Annotated in this window: 17 protein-coding genes and 1 riboswitch; of the genes, 1 reads left to right on the forward strand and 16 read right to left on the reverse strand. The window is 41.3% G+C overall.

Going from position 1 to position 16,387, the window contains the following annotated elements; all coding sequences use genetic code 11:
- Window positions 1-6: 6 nt before the first annotated feature.
- The 3 genes from ribE to NSQ84_RS11630 form a co-directional block, all read right to left on the reverse strand.
- A complete protein-coding gene (gene ribE / locus NSQ84_RS11620) occupies window positions 7-651 on the reverse strand; it encodes a riboflavin synthase (RefSeq protein WP_063388638.1) in 645 nt (214 codons plus the stop codon).
- Window positions 624-1,739, reverse strand: a complete 1,116-nt coding sequence (gene ribD / locus NSQ84_RS11625) for a bifunctional diaminohydroxyphosphoribosylaminopyrimidine deaminase/5-amino-6-(5-phosphoribosylamino)uracil reductase RibD (protein ID WP_327873320.1) — start codon at window positions 1,737-1,739, stop codon at window positions 624-626. The genes ribE and ribD overlap by 28 nt, the downstream gene beginning before the upstream one ends.
- Before the next feature lie 152 nt (window positions 1,740-1,891).
- Window positions 1,892-2,043: riboswitch (FMN riboswitch) on the reverse strand.
- A gap of 392 nt (window positions 2,044-2,435) precedes the next feature.
- Entirely contained in the window at window positions 2,436-2,873 is a 438-nt protein-coding gene (locus NSQ84_RS11630) for a peptidylprolyl isomerase (RefSeq protein ID WP_063388640.1), read from the reverse strand.
- A 164-nt stretch (window positions 2,874-3,037) separates the two neighbouring features.
- Here NSQ84_RS11630 and NSQ84_RS11635 point away from each other — a divergent pair, with 164 nt between their 5' ends.
- Window positions 3,038-3,904, forward strand: a complete 867-nt coding sequence (locus NSQ84_RS11635; protein WP_066247675.1) for a DUF1002 domain-containing protein — start codon at window positions 3,038-3,040, stop codon at window positions 3,902-3,904.
- 43 nt (window positions 3,905-3,947) lie between these two features.
- Here the strand turns inward: NSQ84_RS11635 and lysA are convergent, their stop codons facing one another.
- From lysA to xerD, 13 genes are all read right to left on the reverse strand, one after another.
- Entirely contained in the window at window positions 3,948-5,270 is a 1,323-nt protein-coding gene (gene lysA, locus NSQ84_RS11640; protein ID WP_066247674.1) for a diaminopimelate decarboxylase, read from the reverse strand.
- A 74-nt stretch (window positions 5,271-5,344) separates the two neighbouring features.
- Window positions 5,345-6,820 carry a spore germination protein gene (locus tag NSQ84_RS11645; protein ID WP_066247706.1) on the reverse strand — a complete coding sequence of 492 codons (1,476 nt, stop codon included), beginning with the start codon at window positions 6,818-6,820 and terminating at the stop codon, window positions 5,345-5,347.
- 55 nt (window positions 6,821-6,875) lie between these two features.
- Window positions 6,876-7,883, reverse strand: coding sequence for a stage V sporulation protein AD (gene spoVAD, locus NSQ84_RS11650; protein WP_066247704.1), 1,008 nt, complete (start codon window positions 7,881-7,883; stop codon window positions 6,876-6,878).
- Window positions 7,884-7,920: 37 nt separating this feature from the next.
- On the reverse strand, window positions 7,921-8,346 hold the full coding sequence (locus NSQ84_RS11655) for a stage V sporulation protein AB (RefSeq protein ID WP_094246162.1): 426 nt from the start codon (window positions 8,344-8,346) through the stop codon (window positions 7,921-7,923).
- Entirely contained in the window at window positions 8,333-8,950 is a 618-nt protein-coding gene (locus NSQ84_RS11660; protein WP_063388643.1) for a stage V sporulation protein AA, read from the reverse strand. Before NSQ84_RS11660 ends, NSQ84_RS11655 begins: the two co-directional genes overlap by 14 nt.
- A 101-nt stretch (window positions 8,951-9,051) precedes the next feature.
- The gene (gene sigF / locus NSQ84_RS11665; RefSeq protein WP_063388329.1) at window positions 9,052-9,810 is read right to left on the reverse strand and encodes an RNA polymerase sporulation sigma factor SigF; all 759 of its coding nucleotides are present in this window, start codon (window positions 9,808-9,810) and stop codon (window positions 9,052-9,054) included.
- 12 nt (window positions 9,811-9,822) lie between these two features.
- Entirely contained in the window at window positions 9,823-10,263 is a 441-nt protein-coding gene (gene spoIIAB / locus NSQ84_RS11670) for an anti-sigma F factor (protein WP_063388330.1), read from the reverse strand.
- Window positions 10,260-10,613 carry an anti-sigma F factor antagonist gene (gene spoIIAA / locus NSQ84_RS11675; RefSeq protein WP_063388331.1) on the reverse strand — a complete coding sequence of 118 codons (354 nt, stop codon included), beginning with the start codon at window positions 10,611-10,613 and terminating at the stop codon, window positions 10,260-10,262. The genes spoIIAB and spoIIAA overlap by 4 nt, the downstream gene beginning before the upstream one ends.
- A gap of 97 nt (window positions 10,614-10,710) precedes the next feature.
- Window positions 10,711-11,877, reverse strand: coding sequence for a D-alanyl-D-alanine carboxypeptidase family protein (locus NSQ84_RS11680; RefSeq protein ID WP_063388332.1), 1,167 nt, complete (start codon window positions 11,875-11,877; stop codon window positions 10,711-10,713).
- A 181-nt stretch (window positions 11,878-12,058) separates the two neighbouring features.
- Window positions 12,059-13,363 carry a pyrimidine-nucleoside phosphorylase gene (locus NSQ84_RS11685; protein WP_311066294.1) on the reverse strand — a complete coding sequence of 435 codons (1,305 nt, stop codon included), beginning with the start codon at window positions 13,361-13,363 and terminating at the stop codon, window positions 12,059-12,061.
- Window positions 13,364-13,378: 15 nt separating this feature from the next.
- Window positions 13,379-14,197: a purine-nucleoside phosphorylase gene (locus NSQ84_RS11690; RefSeq protein ID WP_327873321.1), complete on the reverse strand. Its 819-nt coding sequence runs from the start codon at window positions 14,195-14,197 to the stop codon at window positions 13,379-13,381.
- Between the two features lie 3 nt (window positions 14,198-14,200).
- Entirely contained in the window at window positions 14,201-15,391 is a 1,191-nt protein-coding gene (deoB, locus tag NSQ84_RS11695) for a phosphopentomutase (RefSeq protein WP_327873322.1), read from the reverse strand.
- Window positions 15,392-15,490: 99 nt separating this feature from the next.
- Window positions 15,491-16,384 carry a site-specific tyrosine recombinase XerD gene (gene xerD, locus NSQ84_RS11700; RefSeq protein WP_063388336.1) on the reverse strand — a complete coding sequence of 298 codons (894 nt, stop codon included), beginning with the start codon at window positions 16,382-16,384 and terminating at the stop codon, window positions 15,491-15,493.
- Window positions 16,385-16,387 lie beyond the last annotated feature (3 nt).

Consider the following 16,387-nt stretch of genomic DNA (forward strand, 5'->3'; position numbering starts at 1 on the left):
TCACCTCTATTCACTGTAAAAACCGTGCTTTTGCAAAAAATCAACGGTAATTCCGGTTGGCGCCTCTTTGCGGACAAACTTTTCTAAATATTTCCCGATCAAATCACATTCAATATTGACCTTATCGCCTATCTCCTTTTCCCCAATAATTGTTTCTGAATATGTGTGAGGAATAATCGAAATCGTAAAGGTTTGTTCTGTTAAGCCAAAAATGGTTAAACTCGTTCCGTCAACTGCAACTGAACCTTTTAATATCATGTAATAAAGCAAATCTTTAGGAGCTTTAATTTGATAATAAACAGCATTTTCCTTTCTTTCTTTTTTGACGATCGTGCCAACGCCATCAACATGTCCTGAAACGATGTGGCCGCCAAATCGGTCGCCAACAGCCATTGCCCTTTCCAAATTCACCTTTGATCCGGTTTTTAATGTACCTAATGTCGTTGCCGCCATCGTCTCAGGCATGACATCCACAGAAAAATAATTCGATTCAAAGTCGGTGACCGTTAAACAGACTCCGTTGACGGCAATGCTGTCGCCTATTTTTACATCTTGCAAAATGTTTTTTGCATAAATTTCTAAAATTACTGCTTGATTCGTTCCTTTTACTGATTTGATTTCCCCTATTTCTTCAATGATTCCAGTAAACAATCTTGTCCACCTCTTTTCGGAACGGAGACAATTTTCACATCTTCTCCTATTTTCGTAACGGACTGAATTTCAAATGAATGTGCCATCCTCATCTTTAATGCTTCATCGCCCATGACGGCTGATATTCCTTCAGGGTCTCCCAATATTTTGGGTGCAAAATACACGATTAATTCATTCACTGCTTCCGCTTTTAAAAATGAAGCATGGACTCTTGCTCCTCCTTCAACGAACAGGGAGGTGATGCCTCGCTCGCCTAATATTTTTAAAATATTTGGGATATTCCATTGATCATGTAAAGTCAACACTTCTATTCCTAATTTTTTCAGTTCCGCTTTTTTATTGAGATCCCCATCTTGGCAAATGACCCAAGTTTCTGCTTCCTTGTCAGTTATCACATTGGCATCCAGCGGAATTCGCAGATGGGTATCTAAAATAATCCGTATCGGTGTTCGTTTGCGATCCGGCAGCCGACAAGTCAGACTTGGATTGTCTTTTATAATTGTATTAACACCCACTAAAATGCCGTCGTGTATTTCTCTGTAACGGTGCACATCCTGTCTTGCTTCCTCTCCGGTAATCCACTTGCTGTCACCTATTTTTGTAGCAATTTTCCCATCGAATGTTGCGGCATATTTTAATGTGACAAACGGAGTGTTTGTTTGAATGTAATGAAAGAAAACTTTGTTAAGTTCATGTCCATTTTTTTGCAATATCCCGGCTTCCACATCGATTCCAGCATCTTGCAAAGCTTTCACACCGCGTCCACTTACGAGAGGATTCGGATCCAAAGCAGCTACAACGACCCGTTTAATCCCTCTTTTGATAATAAGCTCAGAGCAGGGAGGAGTTTTGCCAAAATGGCTGCAAGGTTCAAGCGTGACGTACAGCGTTGCACCTTTTGCCTTTTCCCCAGCCATATTTAAAGCATGAACTTCCGCATGGGGTTCCCCAGCCTTTAAATGCGCTCCAAACCCGATCAGTTCCCCATCCTTCACAACGACCGCTCCCACTAACGGGTTAGGGCTCGTTTGGCCGATTGCTTGTTTCGCTAGCTGAAAGGCAAATTCCATCCATTTTTCGTCATTCATGAAGGACACACCTCCCTTTTGTTGATTTCAAAACAAAAGCCCCGGGTTTGTTCCCCCAGGGCTTGATGATCACTTTAACGAAAAGAAGGTATACTCAAATAAGAGTATAAAATCTGTTCTTTTTGAACAGTTTATACTCCTCACCTTCAAAAGTGATCCTTCTCCCATCCAGACTATACTGTCGGCTCTGGATTTTCACCAGATCCACCGCAAAGGCGTTCCGCCAATGCGGGTCACGGGCTAAAAAAGCTTAAAAGCTTTTATCACCGCCGGTCGGGAATTTCACCCTGCCCCGAAGGATGCATCATTCATTTTATGTTATTTTCAATGGGAAAAACGGCTGCTTCCTCTTGCTTCCCACCTTCCATTTTGAAGCATTCACGAGTTTTTGAAAAAGAAACAAAGCTGAAGAAAACAGCCAATTATTTTACTATTATCTCCCTTCAAACGGTCTTCTGTCAAGAAAGCAATCTTTGAACAATATGAAAAAGTGCCTTTTTATCGATTATTTCTCTCCTACACTTGACCGCATCTACAAAAATTATATTATCAACTAAAGCTGAGCGGTATTCAGCTAGTCAGCAATGAACATCCAATAGACGAGTCCCCAAATAATGCTCAATACAACAAGAACAATAAATAATATCCAGTTTTTCATTCTCATTTTGTACATCCCTTTCTATTTGAAAGAGGAATTTAATTTTCATACACTTCTACTTTTTTCATTACATCTCCGTTTTTCATGCTCAACACAGTTTCCATGCCTGAAGTTACTTGGCCAAAAACAGTATGAACTCCATCCAAGTGAGGCTGAGGTTCATGAACGATAAAAAATTGACAAGAGCCTGTATCCCTGCCTGCGTGAGCCATAGAAATGGCGCCGGTTACATGTTTATGTGGATTGCCATCTGTTTCGCATTTGATCGTATATCCTGCATTACCAGTGCCGTTGCCATTCGGACATCCGCCTTGGCTTACAAACCCTGGAATAACACGATGAAAAGTCAAACCGTCATAAAAGCCTGAATTCGCAAGTTTTTCAAAGTTCTTCACTGTATTTGGAGCTTCATTCGGAAAAAGCTCAAATTCAATTTTTTCTCCGTTTTCCATTAAAATGTAGCCTTTTTTGCTCATAAAACAGCTCCCTTTCATGAAAAAATTTTCTCTTTATTTTATCATAGAGTAAAACATAAAATACAGATGAAACGTTTTAGTATATATATACGTCTTAAATGGTTGAAAGTTTTTGCACTCTATAATCATATATTCGAAGTCATGTTCGCTTAGGAGGTTAAGTGATGAAAAAAATCGTTTTATCCATATTACTTGCTATTGGGTTGGCAACACCAACTACTAGTTTTGCTGATTCTGTTGTTGGAGATGTTATTGTCACGTTAGGCAGCGATTTAACGGAGCAGCAAAAGCAGGATCTCTTAAAGGAAATGGGCGTACCAGATAACGTGCAAACGGTCACCGTGACAAACGAAGAGGAGCACAAATATTTGGGGGATTATATTCCGAAAGCGCAAATCGGTTCAAAAGCGATTTCTTCTTCCAAAATACAAATTGAGAAAAAGGGATCTGGTTTAGAAGTCCAAACAAACAACATAAACTGGGTCACGGATGAAATGTACTTAAATGCGCTCATGACAGCTGGTGTCAAAGATGCAAATGTTTATGTCACCGCGCCTTTTGAAGTTTCCGGAACAGCCGCTTTAACAGGGTTGATAAAAGCTTATGAAGTTTCGACTGATAAAGCGATCCCTGAAGACGTGAAACAGGTCGCCAACCAAGAGCTGGTGGAAACAGCAAAGCTTGGAGATAAGATTGGTGACGAAAATGCTTCGGCATTAATTGCAAAAGTAAAAGAACAGATGTCCGAAAACGGCGTTCCGAAAAATGACCAAGAGCTAAGAGAAATGATTGAACAAGCAGCAAAAGATTTGCAAATAAATCTTTCCGAAGATGATATAAACAATTTAATCCTCTTATTTAACAATATGATTAACGTCAATATCAATTGGGATGAAGTCGGAAACCAGCTTGACAAAGCAAAAGACAAAATTTCTAAATTTCTCGAATCCGAAGAAGGACAAAGCTTTTTGCAAAAATTGAAAGAATTCTTTTCTTCGATCATTGATGCCATCGCATCGTTTTTCCAATAATGAAAAAGGCGTCTTCAACTAATGTTGAGACGCCGTTTTTCGTTTACGGTTGACCGACTTCCGCTTTTAAAGGCAAATCGAGACTGACTAAATCCTCGTATGTTTCCCTTTTGACGACAAGTCTCGCTTCGCCGTTTTCAACAAATACAACAGCAGGCCGAGCGATCCGGTTATAATTATTTGCCATAGAATATCCGTAAGCTCCCGTGCAAAAAACAGCTAATATATCGCCTGCTTTTACGGTAGGAAGGGATAAATCCCAAATGAGCATGTCCCCGCTTTCGCAGCATTTTCCTGCAATCGATACAGTCTCAGAACATTCGTCATTCATCCGGTTGGCAAGAGCCCCCTCGTATTTTGCCTGGTACAAAGCAGGCCGGATGTTGTCGCTCATGCCTCCGTCCACCGCAACATATTTGCGTATGTTAGGGACGACCTTTTGAGATCCTATCGAGTACAAGGTTGTTCCTGCATCCCCGACGAGAGAGCGTCCTGGCTCAATCCATATTTCAGGGAGAGGAATTTGAAGCTTCTCAGAGTGTCCTTTCACAACTTCCACCATTTTTTCAACATATACATTCATTGGCAGAGGATCATCCTCTTTCGTATATCGAATTCCGAATCCTCCCCCTAAGTTTACAACTTTCGGAACAAACTGAAACTTCTCTTTCCAAATAGAAATTTTCCCAAAAATCTTTCCTGCTGCTAAAACAAATCCTTCAGTGCCAAAAATTTGCGAACCGATATGGCAATGGATTCCTAATAGCTGTAAATGCGATTGATTTTTTACAAGCTCAATCGCTTTTTCGATTTGACCATTATGAAGGTCGAATCCAAATTTCGAATCTTCCTGCCCGGTTGTAATGTAATCATGTGTATGTGCCTCGACGCCTGGTGTAACGCGAAGCAACACCGCAACTTTTTTATTCATTTGCTGGCAAAGAGAAGATAAAACATCAATTTCATAAAAATTATCAATCACAATGCAACCGATATTTGCCTCCAGAGCCATTGCAAGCTCGTCGATGCTTTTATTGTTTCCATGAAAATGAATTTTTTCCGGAGGAAATCCTGCTTTTAATGCCGTATACAGTTCACCGCCTGAAACGACATCAAGAGAAAGCCCTTCCTCATTTGCAAGCTGCACCATTGCAATGGAAGAAAAGGCTTTGCTTGCATAAGCAACTTGATATGGAACTCCTAATGATTCAAATGTATTTTTAAAAGAACGGGCTCGTTCGCGAATGAGTGCGACATCGTATACATATAACGGTGTCCCATACTGTTTGGCAAGTTCAACTGTATCGACACCGCCGATTTCTAAATGCCCTAACTGGTTGATTTTACTTGTTCCCTGTAAATACAAAGACTAGCCCCCGCTTTCGTGAACGTAAAAGTTAAAAATACATTACCATAAAACATTTTCTCTTTCAAATTTTTTTAAGGCTGCTTTTTTACGTTCTGCGGATGAACAATGCTTGGCCTTACTTTTATATGAGGCACCGACGACCTGACGATGATCTGCCAAAAGGCTTGAGGATTAAAAGGGATAAACGGCCATAAATAAGGCGTATTTAACGATCGAATGCTGGCAAGGAAAAGGATGAACAGTGTGCAGCCGATCACTAATCCGGGCACTTTAAAGATCACTACTAATAGCAGCAATACAAAACGAACGATTTTATTGGCTACGCTCAATTCATAGCTCGGGGTTGCAAAAGTACCGACCGCCGCAATGGAAACGTACAAAATAACTTCCGGCGAAAACAAACCGACATCGATGGCAATTTGTCCTATGAGAACTGCTGCAATTAAACCCATCGCCACTGAAAGAGCTGTCGGTGTATGAATGGCTGCCATTCTTAAAAGCTCAATCCCTATGTCAGCAAGAAAAATTTGAACAACAATCGGAATATTTTTTTCTTTGTTTGGTCCGATGTAAGATATAGCCTCCGGCAGTAAAGACGGCTGCACTACATACAGCATCCAAAGAGGAAGCAAATAAATAGAAGCTAGCATGCCAAAAAAGCGCACCCATCTGACAAACGTTCCGGCCGCTGGCGCCTGACGGTATTCTTCGGCGTGCTGAACATGGTGAAAAAAAGTAGTTGGCGTAATAATGACACTCGGGGACGTGTCAACAAGAATAATGACATGTCCTTCCAGCAAATGAACTGCAGCGACATCCGCTCTTTCCGTATAGCGGACAAGCGGAAACGGATTAAAGCCTTGCTTTACTAAAAATTCTTCAATTGTTTTATCTGCCATTGGAAGCCCGTCAATCTTTATCGTTTTTAACTCCTTTTTGATCACTTCAATTAATCCTGGATCCGCCACATCTTCCAAATACGCGATCGCAATGTCGGTTTTTGATCGCTCGCCGATTTTCATGATTTCATATCTCAGACGTTCGTCCCTTATTCTTCTCCGAATCAGTCCCGTGTTGACAACGATATTTTCCACAAAACCGTCACGTGCGCCGCGGATCACTTTTTCCGTATCCGGCTCTTCCGGCTGTCTTCCAGGATAGTTGCGGACATCGACAACAAAAGCAAAATCGCTGTCTTCGACAAAAAAAACGACTAAGCCTGACAACACTTGATCGACTGCTTCATCAAGCGTTTGAACCAATGTTACTTGCTGATGAACGAGACGGTTTTTGACAATTTCCTTTAAACGATTGGCTTCCGTTTCATGATCATTGATTTTCAAAAGCTCCTTGATCAGTTCGATGACATAAAGTGAATCGCAAAGTCCTGTCACATAATATAAATGCACTTGTTTTCCGAGAAGCGTAAATTTGCGCACGCCTAAATCAAAGCTTGTTCCTAAGCCAATATGATCTCGAAAAAATTTTTCGGTATCTTGCAGCTTGGGAGAGATTTGACTTTTTTCTTGATCGGTTAATTTCGTCATGCTATCGAATCCTTTCTCTTCATCATTCATGTTCAGCTCACCTTTTCCCGCCTTTCTATCTCTGTCTTTCAAAAACTACTCCGTGAGCTATGGCCGGGATCGATTCGTTCAGCTTGATCATCGTTTTACTTAACAGAGCCCCGGTTGCCACCATCAATACTCGTTTTAAATTTCCTTTTTTCATTTCTTGGAATATGTGACCGTAAGTTACAACTGCTGAACAAGCACATCCGCTCCCGCCGGCAAATGCTCTTTGTGCTGGATGAAAAATTAACAGCCCGCAATCTGAATGGTTGCCTCGGATGTCGTACCCATCCTCAAGCAATAATTCCTTCAGCTTCGGACTGCCGACTCCCGAAAGATCGCCGGTAAGAATTAAATCGTAGTCAGAAGGAGTCCGATTTAAATCACGAAAGTGCTGCTTAATTGTATCTGCAGCTGCCGGCGCCATTGCGGACCCCATATCATAAGGGTTTTTCCTGCCAACATCGATCACCTTGCCGATCGTTGCAGCCGTTATGGCAATCTCACTTTCGTCTTTGCTGATTAATACAGCACCTGCCCCTGTTACGGTTGTCGTCGCTGTTTCTGGTTTTTGTCCGCCGAAATTCGTTGGATGCCGAAACTGCTTTTCAGCTGCGCCATAATGGCTGCTTGTGGCAGCGATAATTTTGTTCGCGAACCCCCCATCGATCAGCGCGCATGCCGTAGCGACTGTTTCCATTGAAGTCGAACAGGCCCCGTACATACATAACAGCGGAATATTGAGCATTCTAGCTGTATAGTTCGATGTAGCATTTTGGTTCAATAAATCCCCCGCCAAAAACAAATCAATATCCTCTTCCTTTAATTCAGCTTTTTTTAAACAGCGGCTGATCGCCTGCTCCATTAAATTCCGCTCGGCCAATTCCCAAGACGGCGCACCGCAGTACATATCATCAAAATGAGCATCAAATGTTTCCTTAAGCGGTCCTTTCGCTTCCTTCGGCCCAACGACAGTTGCCGTTTTATTGACAAACAATTTATGCTGAAACACCCATGTTTGCTTTCCCGTTAACCGCATCATGCTATGTTTCCTCCGATCATATGACAAATTGCCTTTACAGACCAGCAAAATAAAGCCAATGAAACAAAGAGCCGCAAATTTTTCCTAAAACGATCGCCATCATCAACATAACGATTTTGTCATCAATGCCGATCCTTTTCGCTAATATCGGAAATACATTCAGCACTTCTGTTAATGCTGCTGCAAGCATTCCGACAAATATTCCGTAAAGGAGACCGATCGGGATAAACCAATAATGCGAAGCATGCAAATAGACGGGAGAGAGGCTGAACCAACCGCCGGACACGGCGCCAAGAATAACAGCCCATTCATACAAACGAATCCATTTTATTGTCTTCGTCAGCTGCATGAGTCTTGGAATGATTCCGAGAACAGATAAAAACGCAACAAATCCACACCCGACAGCCAAGCCCCCTGCAAACCCCGTAAACAAAAGCATGAACCATTTAATCATCATCATTTTTCACGCTTTCTTTGTTTTCGTTTATGGCGATGTATTGGTCGAGATCCATTTGATAATTAAAAATCTCGACTTCCAACGGACTCGGCTCTTCATTAAATTTCTTTTTAAAAACGTGATTAAAAAACAGAACCATTCCCAGCCCCAAACCGATGGAGTAGGGGATTTGCAAAATTAACGGCTTATCGATCTTATTGCCAGTGAAAAACTGATACAAATTGCGATGCATCCGCTGCATGCTGACATCTTCATGAAAGTTCATAATCGTTAAAGCCGATCCGACAAATAATAACAGCCATACAAGAAAAAAAAGGACGGGAGCAAATTTTTTTCGATGATTTTGAATTTCAACAATTGTTTGCGTCGGCCCAACAGGTTGGACATCAAGGGAAGGATCAATGGATTGGATTTTTTCTATGACGTTGATGACATCAATGACAACATATGTTTTATCTTTTGATTGAATTTGATGAATGATTTGATCCCCCATTTTGCTGATTAACGCTTCGTCTGCAATTATTTTCGCGATTTTGTTAAGCGTGATCCTTTCGTTCGGTTTTGCCTGAATACGATGCTTTAGACGCACATAAACCGTTTTATTCACGCCCTGTCACATCCTACTTTTTTCTAATAGTATGAAACGTTCGCCACTCCCTCATGCAAAATGATCAAGACCATTTATTTCCACAAAAAAAGACCAAAGAGCTATCCGCTCATTCGGTCTTTCATTTGCTTTAATATTTTCTTTTCCAGTCTGGACACCTGAACTTGTGAGATTCCTAACCGTTTTGCGACTTCCGACTGTGTTTGATCTTTATAATACCGCAAATAAACGATCAGCCGCTCCCGCTCGCCTAAATCGTTCATAGCATCTTTTAATGCTATTTGATCAAACCATTTTTGCTCATTTTGATCTGCAATTTGATCCAGCAATGTAATCGGATCGCCATCATTTTCATAAACCGTTTCATGGATGGAGGAAGGTGCACGTACAGCTTCTTGTGCAAGAACGATATCTTCAGGTGAAATATCTAAGTAGTCAGCGATCTCCCCTACTGTTGGCACCTTGCCAAGTGTTTTGGACAGTTCCTCTCTAGCCCGTCTAATTTTATTTCCGAGCTCTTTTAATGAACGGCTCACTTTTACTGTTCCGTCATCCCGGATGAATCGTTGAATTTCTCCTATAATCATCGGAACAGCATAAGTGGAAAATTTAACATCATACGACAAATCAAACTTATCGACCGATTTCACTAAGCCAATGCAGCCGATTTGAAATAGATCATCCGCCTCATAGCCTCGGTTTAAAAATCGCTGCACAACTGACCAAACGAGCCGCATGTTTTTTTGGATAAGCAAATCGCGGGCTGCCTGATCGCCTTGCTGGCTTCTTTTAATCAAATCCCTGACTTCCTGATCCTTCAATTGTCCATTCGAATGTTCGTTCTTGACCTCCACATCCATAAGCTAATCTCCTTAATTACATAAAGCTTTGCTTTTTGTAAGATGTTTTGTTAATCGAATGATTGTGCCTTTATTTTTTTCCGATTCTATTTTCACTTCATCCATAAAATTTTCCATGATGGTAAATCCCATTCCTGAACGCTCCAGCTCAGGCTTTGTTGTAAAAAGCGGCTGTCTAGCTTCTTCAATGTTGTCAATTCCTACCCCTTCATCTCGAATCGTCAAATGAACGATATGGTCCTCTAGCGTGCAGGAAATATACACAATACCGTCAGGATTATTTTCATAACCGTGAATGATCGCATTTGTCACAGCTTCGGAAACTACTGTTTTGATTTCGGTTAGTTCATCGATCGTCGGATCCAGCTGTGCGATAAAGGAAGCTACAGCTACTCTTGCAAATGATTCATTTTGACTTACAGCGGAAAATTGAAGCTTCATTTCGTTTTTCATGACGCCACCCCCAACGTTTGCAAAGCCGCTTTCTCTGTCTCGGCCAGATGAATAATTTTAAATAAACCTGACATGTCAAAAAGACGCTTTACACTCGGGGAGATGGCGCAAACAATCATTTCACCGCCGAGATGTTTTATTTGCTTATAACGCCCGAGAATCACTCCAAGTCCAGAGCTATCCATAAAAGTTAATTGTTCTAAATTTAATAAAATATGTTGAATAGAGTTATTTTCGATGGCATCATTGACTTTTTGCCGAAGTTCCTCTGCTGTATGGTGGTCGAGCTCCCCTGACAGACGTATCAATAACACGTTTTCTTTTACTTCAAGGTCAACCGCTAGACTCAAGATCATATTCCTCCTTCAACTATGATATTGAATCTTTCGAGTTGACCTTTCATATTTCCTGCCTGAAGACAAAACTAGTGGAATTTCGCCAAAAATATCATTTTTCGGCCTTCGTCCATTCGCCTAGAACCCTTTTGAACAGCTTCCACCAGCTCGCAACGCGAACATCTTGTTTAGCCACAAGCTTGCTTTCAGCAAAAACCTTTCCATTCTTTTTCAGCACGAGGGTTCCAAGCTCATCTCCTTTTTTCACTGGCGCTACCAGGTGGTTTTTAAACATAATTTCTTGTTTAATATCATCAATGCTTTCGCCCTTTTTGGTTATAATGGAAACAGGCTCCGAAGTAATCAGCTGTACATCTTTATCGCTTCCTTTGCTCAGTTTTGCTTTTGTCACCACTTCGTTTCGTTTAAACAGAGGATGGGTTTCATACTGGGAAAAGGCATAGTCTAACAGCTTCGTGATTTGAGCATTTCGATCTTTTGGCGTTTTAGCTCCAAATACAACAGCAATCACCCGCATATTCCCTTTTTTGGCTGTTGCCGTTAAACAGTATTTCGCTTCGTTTGTATAACCTGTTTTTACACCGTCAACTCCGTCGTAAAATTTCACAAGCCGATTTGTATTGACCAACCAAAATTTTTTGTCTGTTCCTTCTCGTAAATAATCCTCATATGTTCCCGTAAATTTCGTAATTTCTTCATATTTTAATAGCTCTTTGGCAATAACCGCCATGTCCTTTGCCGACGAATAATGTCCTTTTGCAGGTAATCCGGTCGAATTTTTAAAATGCGTATTTTTCAGTCCGAGCTCTTTCGCTTTTTGATTCATCATGGATACAAACTGTTCTTCTGATCCTGCAATTCTCTCCGCCATCGCGACAGACGCATCATTGCCGGAAGCAATCGCAATTCCTTTTAATAAATCTTCCACTGTCATTTCTTCCCCAGGCTCCAAAAAGATTTGCGATCCCCCCATGGATGCTGCATATTCGCTCGCTCTTACTTTTTCATCCATTTGAATCTTTCCTTTATCAAGAGCTTCCATAATAAGAAGAAGCGTCATGATTTTCGTCATACTGGCGGGCGGCAGCGGTGTATCTGAATTTTCTTCATATAGTACTTGACCTGTATCCCGCTCAATCAATATAGCCGATTTCACTCCATCTACTAGTTTGACATTTTTTTCTTCTGCCCACGCAGCCGTTGAAACCCCAAAAAAAAGAACAAATGTTGCCATGACAGACAGTAGTAATTGTTTCATCTCCACATCCTCCATTCCTCATATGTAACTGCAATCTAATCTAATGAAATGTAAAAGACTCTAAAAATGAAATGAGAATGAATTTTTACTGGTAAAATTATCTGTATAAAACCCATTTTTTCCAATTATTAAAAAGTTATACAAAAAAAGAATCGGGATTACCCGATTCTTTTTTTCTTTCCTAATTTGTTATTGTTTCATAAATAAGGACAGGCTTTTTTGTTTTGTTTTTCGAAATTTTAATGCTGTAGTATAAAGTTTGTTTCACCTTTTCAATATCTTGTTGATTGCTGTAAATTGTAACGAATGTTTCTCCCTTTTTTACGTAATCGCCTATTTTTTTATGGAGGATGAGGCCGACTGCCAAATCAATTGCAGCATCTTTCGTCGCTCTTCCGGCACCAAGCCACATGGCGGCAGTCCCGACTGCATCAGCTGCAATTTCGTTTACATAGCCTTCTTCTTTCGCCTTTAATTCGAATGTATACGAAGAATGCGGCAATTTTGATGGATCGTCCACAATTGAGGCATCTCCCCCTTGGGCAGAGACAAATGTTTTAAAAGTCTCTAAAGCTTTTCCGGAAGCAATGGATTGCTCGAGCAGTTTACGCGCTTTTTCTAAACTGTCTGCTTTTTCCGCCATATACACCATATAGCTGCCAAGCGTTAAACATAGTTCAGTTAAATCTTCAGGACCTTCACCTTTTAATGTATCAATCGCTTCTTGGACTTCAAGAGCGTTTCCGATGGCAAACCCTAACGGCTGACTCATATCGGAGATCACGGCAATCGTTTTTTTGCCGACGTTTTCCCCTATTTTCACCATCGCTTTTGCCAGTTTTTTTGATTCTTCTATATTTTTCATAAAAGCGCCCGATCCGGTTTTAACATCTAAAACAATGGCATCCGCTCCGGCAGCGATTTTTTTACTCATGATGGAGCTGGCAATAAGAGGAATACTGTTAACCGTCGCTGTCACATCTCTTAATGCGTACAGTTTTTTATCAGCGGGAGTTAAATTCCCCGTTTGTCCAACGACTGCAATTTTATTTTGATTGACTAAATGGACAAACTGTCGATTGTCTATTTCAACATGAAACCCCGGGATCGATTCTAGTTTATCAATCGTTCCGCCGGTATGGCCAAGACCTCTTCCGCTCATCTTGGCAACAGGAACACCAGCAGAAGCCACAAGCGGCGCAAGCACCAACGTAGTTTTATCGCCAACTCCTCCGGTCGAATGCTTATCCACTTTTATCCCTTTAATTTCACTAAGATCGATCTTTTCTCCAGAATCAACCATCGCCATTGTGAGCTCCGCCATTTCCTCTTCCGTCATCCCTCTAAAAAAAACGGCCATGGCGAAAGCGCTCATTTGATAGTCCGGAATCTCCCCGGCCGTATATCCTTCAATGATATAACGGATTTCTTTTTTTGTGAGCGCTTTCCCATCCCGCTTCTTCTCTATTAAATCGACCATTCGCATGCAAATCACCTTTTTCTACATTTTGGCTACGATGGATTTTACTAGCGCTATAAAATCAGCCCGAACCATTTCCGCCGTTTTCATGACTTCTTCATGCGTCAAAGGCTGTTTTAAAATACCAGCCGCCATGTTCGTAATACATGAAATGCCAAGCACTTTCATTTTGACTTGATTCGCCACAATTACTTCTGGAACTGTTGACATGCCAACTGCGTCTCCCCCGATCGCTCTTAACATCCGTATTTCAGCCGGCGTTTCATAGGACGGTCCAGTATTGGCAACATAAACCCCCTCTTTTATTTCGATGCCAAGCTCTTTCGCTGCTTCTTTTGCCAGCTGGATTAGTTTGCTATCGTACGCTTCCGACATATCGGGAAAACGGTCGCCAAGCTCAGGGCTATGTTCGCCAATTAAAGGGTTTTGTCCCATGTTGTTAATATGATCGGTAATCAGCATTAAATCACCTGGCTGATATGACTGATTGATCCCTCCGGCTGCATTTGTCACAATTAAGGAATGAATACCCAGCGCCTTCATGACTCGCACAGGAAATGTCACTTGCTTTACACTATACCCTTCGTAAAAATGGAATCTGCCTTGCATGATCGCTACTGTTTTGCCATTTAGCTCCCCAATTACGAATTGGCCTTTATGCCCTTCAACAGTGGAAACCGGAAAATAAGGAATGTCGCTGTATGGAATGGTTACAGCATCCTCCACTTCTTCAGCGAGAACTCCTAAACCTGATCCTAGAACGAGACCGATCTCTGGAGTTTGTTTGCATTTATCTTTTAAAAATTGAGAGGCCTTTTCAACTTCTTCCACAATTGACATTGATCAATCCCCCTGCTTCAATTCTGTTAAAAAGCTTGTTCCGTAATTTGGCATTTGCACGCTGAAATTTTCTGCAATGGTTGCTCCTACATCTGCAAATGTTTCTCTGATTGGCAGTTCTTTTCCTTTTGTATAGGTTGAATTATAAACTAACAACGGAACATATTCTCTAGTATGATCTGTACCGTGATGAAGAGGGTCGTTTCCATGGTCTGCTGTGATGATGAGCAGGTCTTCTTCCTTCATTTTTTCGAACACTTCAGGAAGACGAGCATCGAATTCCTCAAGCGCTTGTCCATACCCTTCAGGATCTCTTCTATGGCCGAATTTTGCATCAAAATCGACAAGGTTCAAAAAGGAAAGACCTGTAAAATCCCGGTCGAATGTTTGGATCAATTTGTCCAATCCATCCATATTCGACTTTGTCCGGATTGCATCTGTAATGCCTTCGCCGTCATAAATATCGGAAATTTTCCCAAGGGCAATTACATCAAATCCTCCGTCCTTCAACTCGTTCATAACTGTTCGGCCGAAAGGCTTTAAAGCATAGTCATGCCGGTTGGCAGTCCGTTCAAAATTCCCCGGCTCCCCGACAAACGGACGAGCTATAACGCGCCCAACCATGTACTTTTCATCTAAAGTCAGTTCGCGGGCAATTTGACAAATTTGATATAATTCGTTCAGAGGAATGACTTTTTCATGTGCAGCAATCTGTAAAACAGAGTCTGCCGACGTATAGACAATGATGGCTCCTGTTTTCATATGTTCTTTTCCAAGCTCTTCTATAATTGCCGTACCGCTTGCCGGCTTATTGCCAAGCACTTTTCGCCCGGTTCTTTTTTCAAGCTCCTCTATCAGTTCTTCTGGGAAGCCGTCTGGAAATACTTGAAAAGGAGAATCGATTTTTAACCCCATCAGCTCCCAATGACCAGTCATCGTATCTTTTCCTGCTGAAGCTTCTTTCATTTTTGTATAGAAGGCGAGCGGCTTGTCTGTCTTTGGAACACCTTTTATTTCACGTATATTTCCCAATCCAAGCTTCGCTAAATTCGGCAAATGCAAACCGCCGAGATGTTCAGCGATATGGCCAAGCGTGTCAGCACCTTTATCGTTATAAAGCTCTGCATCCGGTGCTTCGCCGATTCCAACTGAATCCATTACAATTAAAAAGACGCGTTTATATGTATGCTGCATGTTAAATTCCTCCTGCCATTTGAAAGCGGTGATGATTATATTTTTTCCTAATGCTTGCCGAAACAGACGAGCAACTTGATTTTTAGCATGACGATGGCATTAAGCACGGGGGTGGTACATTTTATATACATCTTTTAAACGTGTTTTTGTCACATGAGTATAAATTTGCGTGGTTGAAATATCAGCATGACCTAGCATTTCTTGCACCGCTCTTAGATCAGCGCCGTTTTCAAGCAGATGGGTGGCAAAGGAATGTCGCAATGTATGAGGAGTCAATTCTTTTTGTATTCCTGCTTTAACCGCAATCGATTTTAAATTTTTCCAAAATCCTTGGCGGGAAATTCTTTTTCCATGATGGTTTAAAAATAAGGCATCCGTTTTATGCTTCTGTCTTACAAGCTTTGGCCGGCCCTTTTCCAAATATTCCTCCAGCGCTTTTGTTGCTTTTTCTCCAATCGGAACGAGCCGTTCTTTTTTCCCTTTTCCGTAGCATCGGATAAATCCCATAATCAAATGGACGTCTGAAAGATTCAAATGAACCATTTCACTCACCCGAATACCTGTCGCATATAAAAGTTCAAGCATTGCTTTATCTCTATATCCAATCGGTGAGGTCAGCTCAGGCGTTTCAAGAAGCCGCTCCACTTCCTCAAGAGACAGCACTTTCGGAAGCTTCCGTTCAATCTGCGGTGTTTCAATATGGACGGACGGGTCTTCATCCGCAGCTTTTTCCCTTAACAAAAATTGATGGAAAGCGCGGATTGAGGCGATATGCCGGGCGATTGTCTTGCTGGATTTCCCTTGATCTTTCAAAAAATGCAAATATTGCAAAATATGATAGCGTTGAATATTTTGCACTTCTTGAATATTCAGTTTTTCGTTCAAAAATTGCTTGTACGATTTCAAGTCTCGCTCATATGAAACGATCGTATTGTTCGCAAGTCCTCTCTCAACGGTCAAATAATGAATAAAATCTTGGATATGATCGTTCAATCT

The organism is Aeribacillus sp. FSL K6-3256, from assembly GCF_037965805.1.
Taxonomy (GTDB): Bacteria; Bacillota; Bacilli; order Bacillales; family Aeribacillaceae; genus Aeribacillus; species Aeribacillus composti.

What these genes read in the sequence shown, in the direction of transcription:
- spoIIAB (WP_063388330.1), bottom strand. Translation starts at nt 10,263, where the DNA reads ATGAAAAACGAAATGAAGCTTCAATTTTCCGCTGTAAGTCAAAATGAA.
- NSQ84_RS11690 (WP_327873321.1), bottom strand. Translation starts at nt 14,197, where the DNA reads ATGTCAATTGTGGAAGAAGTTGAAAAGGCCTCTCAATTTTTAAAAGAT.
- spoVAD (WP_066247704.1), bottom strand. Translation starts at nt 7,883, where the DNA reads ATGCGGTTAACGGGAAAGCAAACATGGGTGTTTCAGCATAAATTGTTT.
- NSQ84_RS11680 (WP_063388332.1), bottom strand. Translation starts at nt 11,877, where the DNA reads ATGAAACAATTACTACTGTCTGTCATGGCAACATTTGTTCTTTTTTTT.
- NSQ84_RS11655 (WP_094246162.1), bottom strand. Translation starts at nt 8,346, where the DNA reads ATGATGATGATTAAATGGTTCATGCTTTTGTTTACGGGGTTTGCAGGG.
- sigF (WP_063388329.1), bottom strand. Translation starts at nt 9,810, where the DNA reads ATGGATGTGGAGGTCAAGAACGAACATTCGAATGGACAATTGAAGGAT.
- ribD (WP_327873320.1), bottom strand. Translation starts at nt 1,739, where the DNA reads ATGAATGACGAAAAATGGATGGAATTTGCCTTTCAGCTAGCGAAACAA.
- NSQ84_RS11685 (WP_311066294.1), bottom strand. Translation starts at nt 13,363, where the DNA reads ATGCGAATGGTCGATTTAATAGAGAAGAAGCGGGATGGGAAAGCGCTC.
- NSQ84_RS11630 (WP_063388640.1), bottom strand. Translation starts at nt 2,873, where the DNA reads ATGAGCAAAAAAGGCTACATTTTAATGGAAAACGGAGAAAAAATTGAA.
- NSQ84_RS11645 (WP_066247706.1), bottom strand. Translation starts at nt 6,820, where the DNA reads ATGACGAAATTAACCGATCAAGAAAAAAGTCAAATCTCTCCCAAGCTG.
- NSQ84_RS11635 (WP_066247675.1), top strand. Translation starts at nt 3,038, where the DNA reads ATGAAAAAAATCGTTTTATCCATATTACTTGCTATTGGGTTGGCAACA.
- deoB (WP_327873322.1), bottom strand. Translation starts at nt 15,391, where the DNA reads ATGCAGCATACATATAAACGCGTCTTTTTAATTGTAATGGATTCAGTT.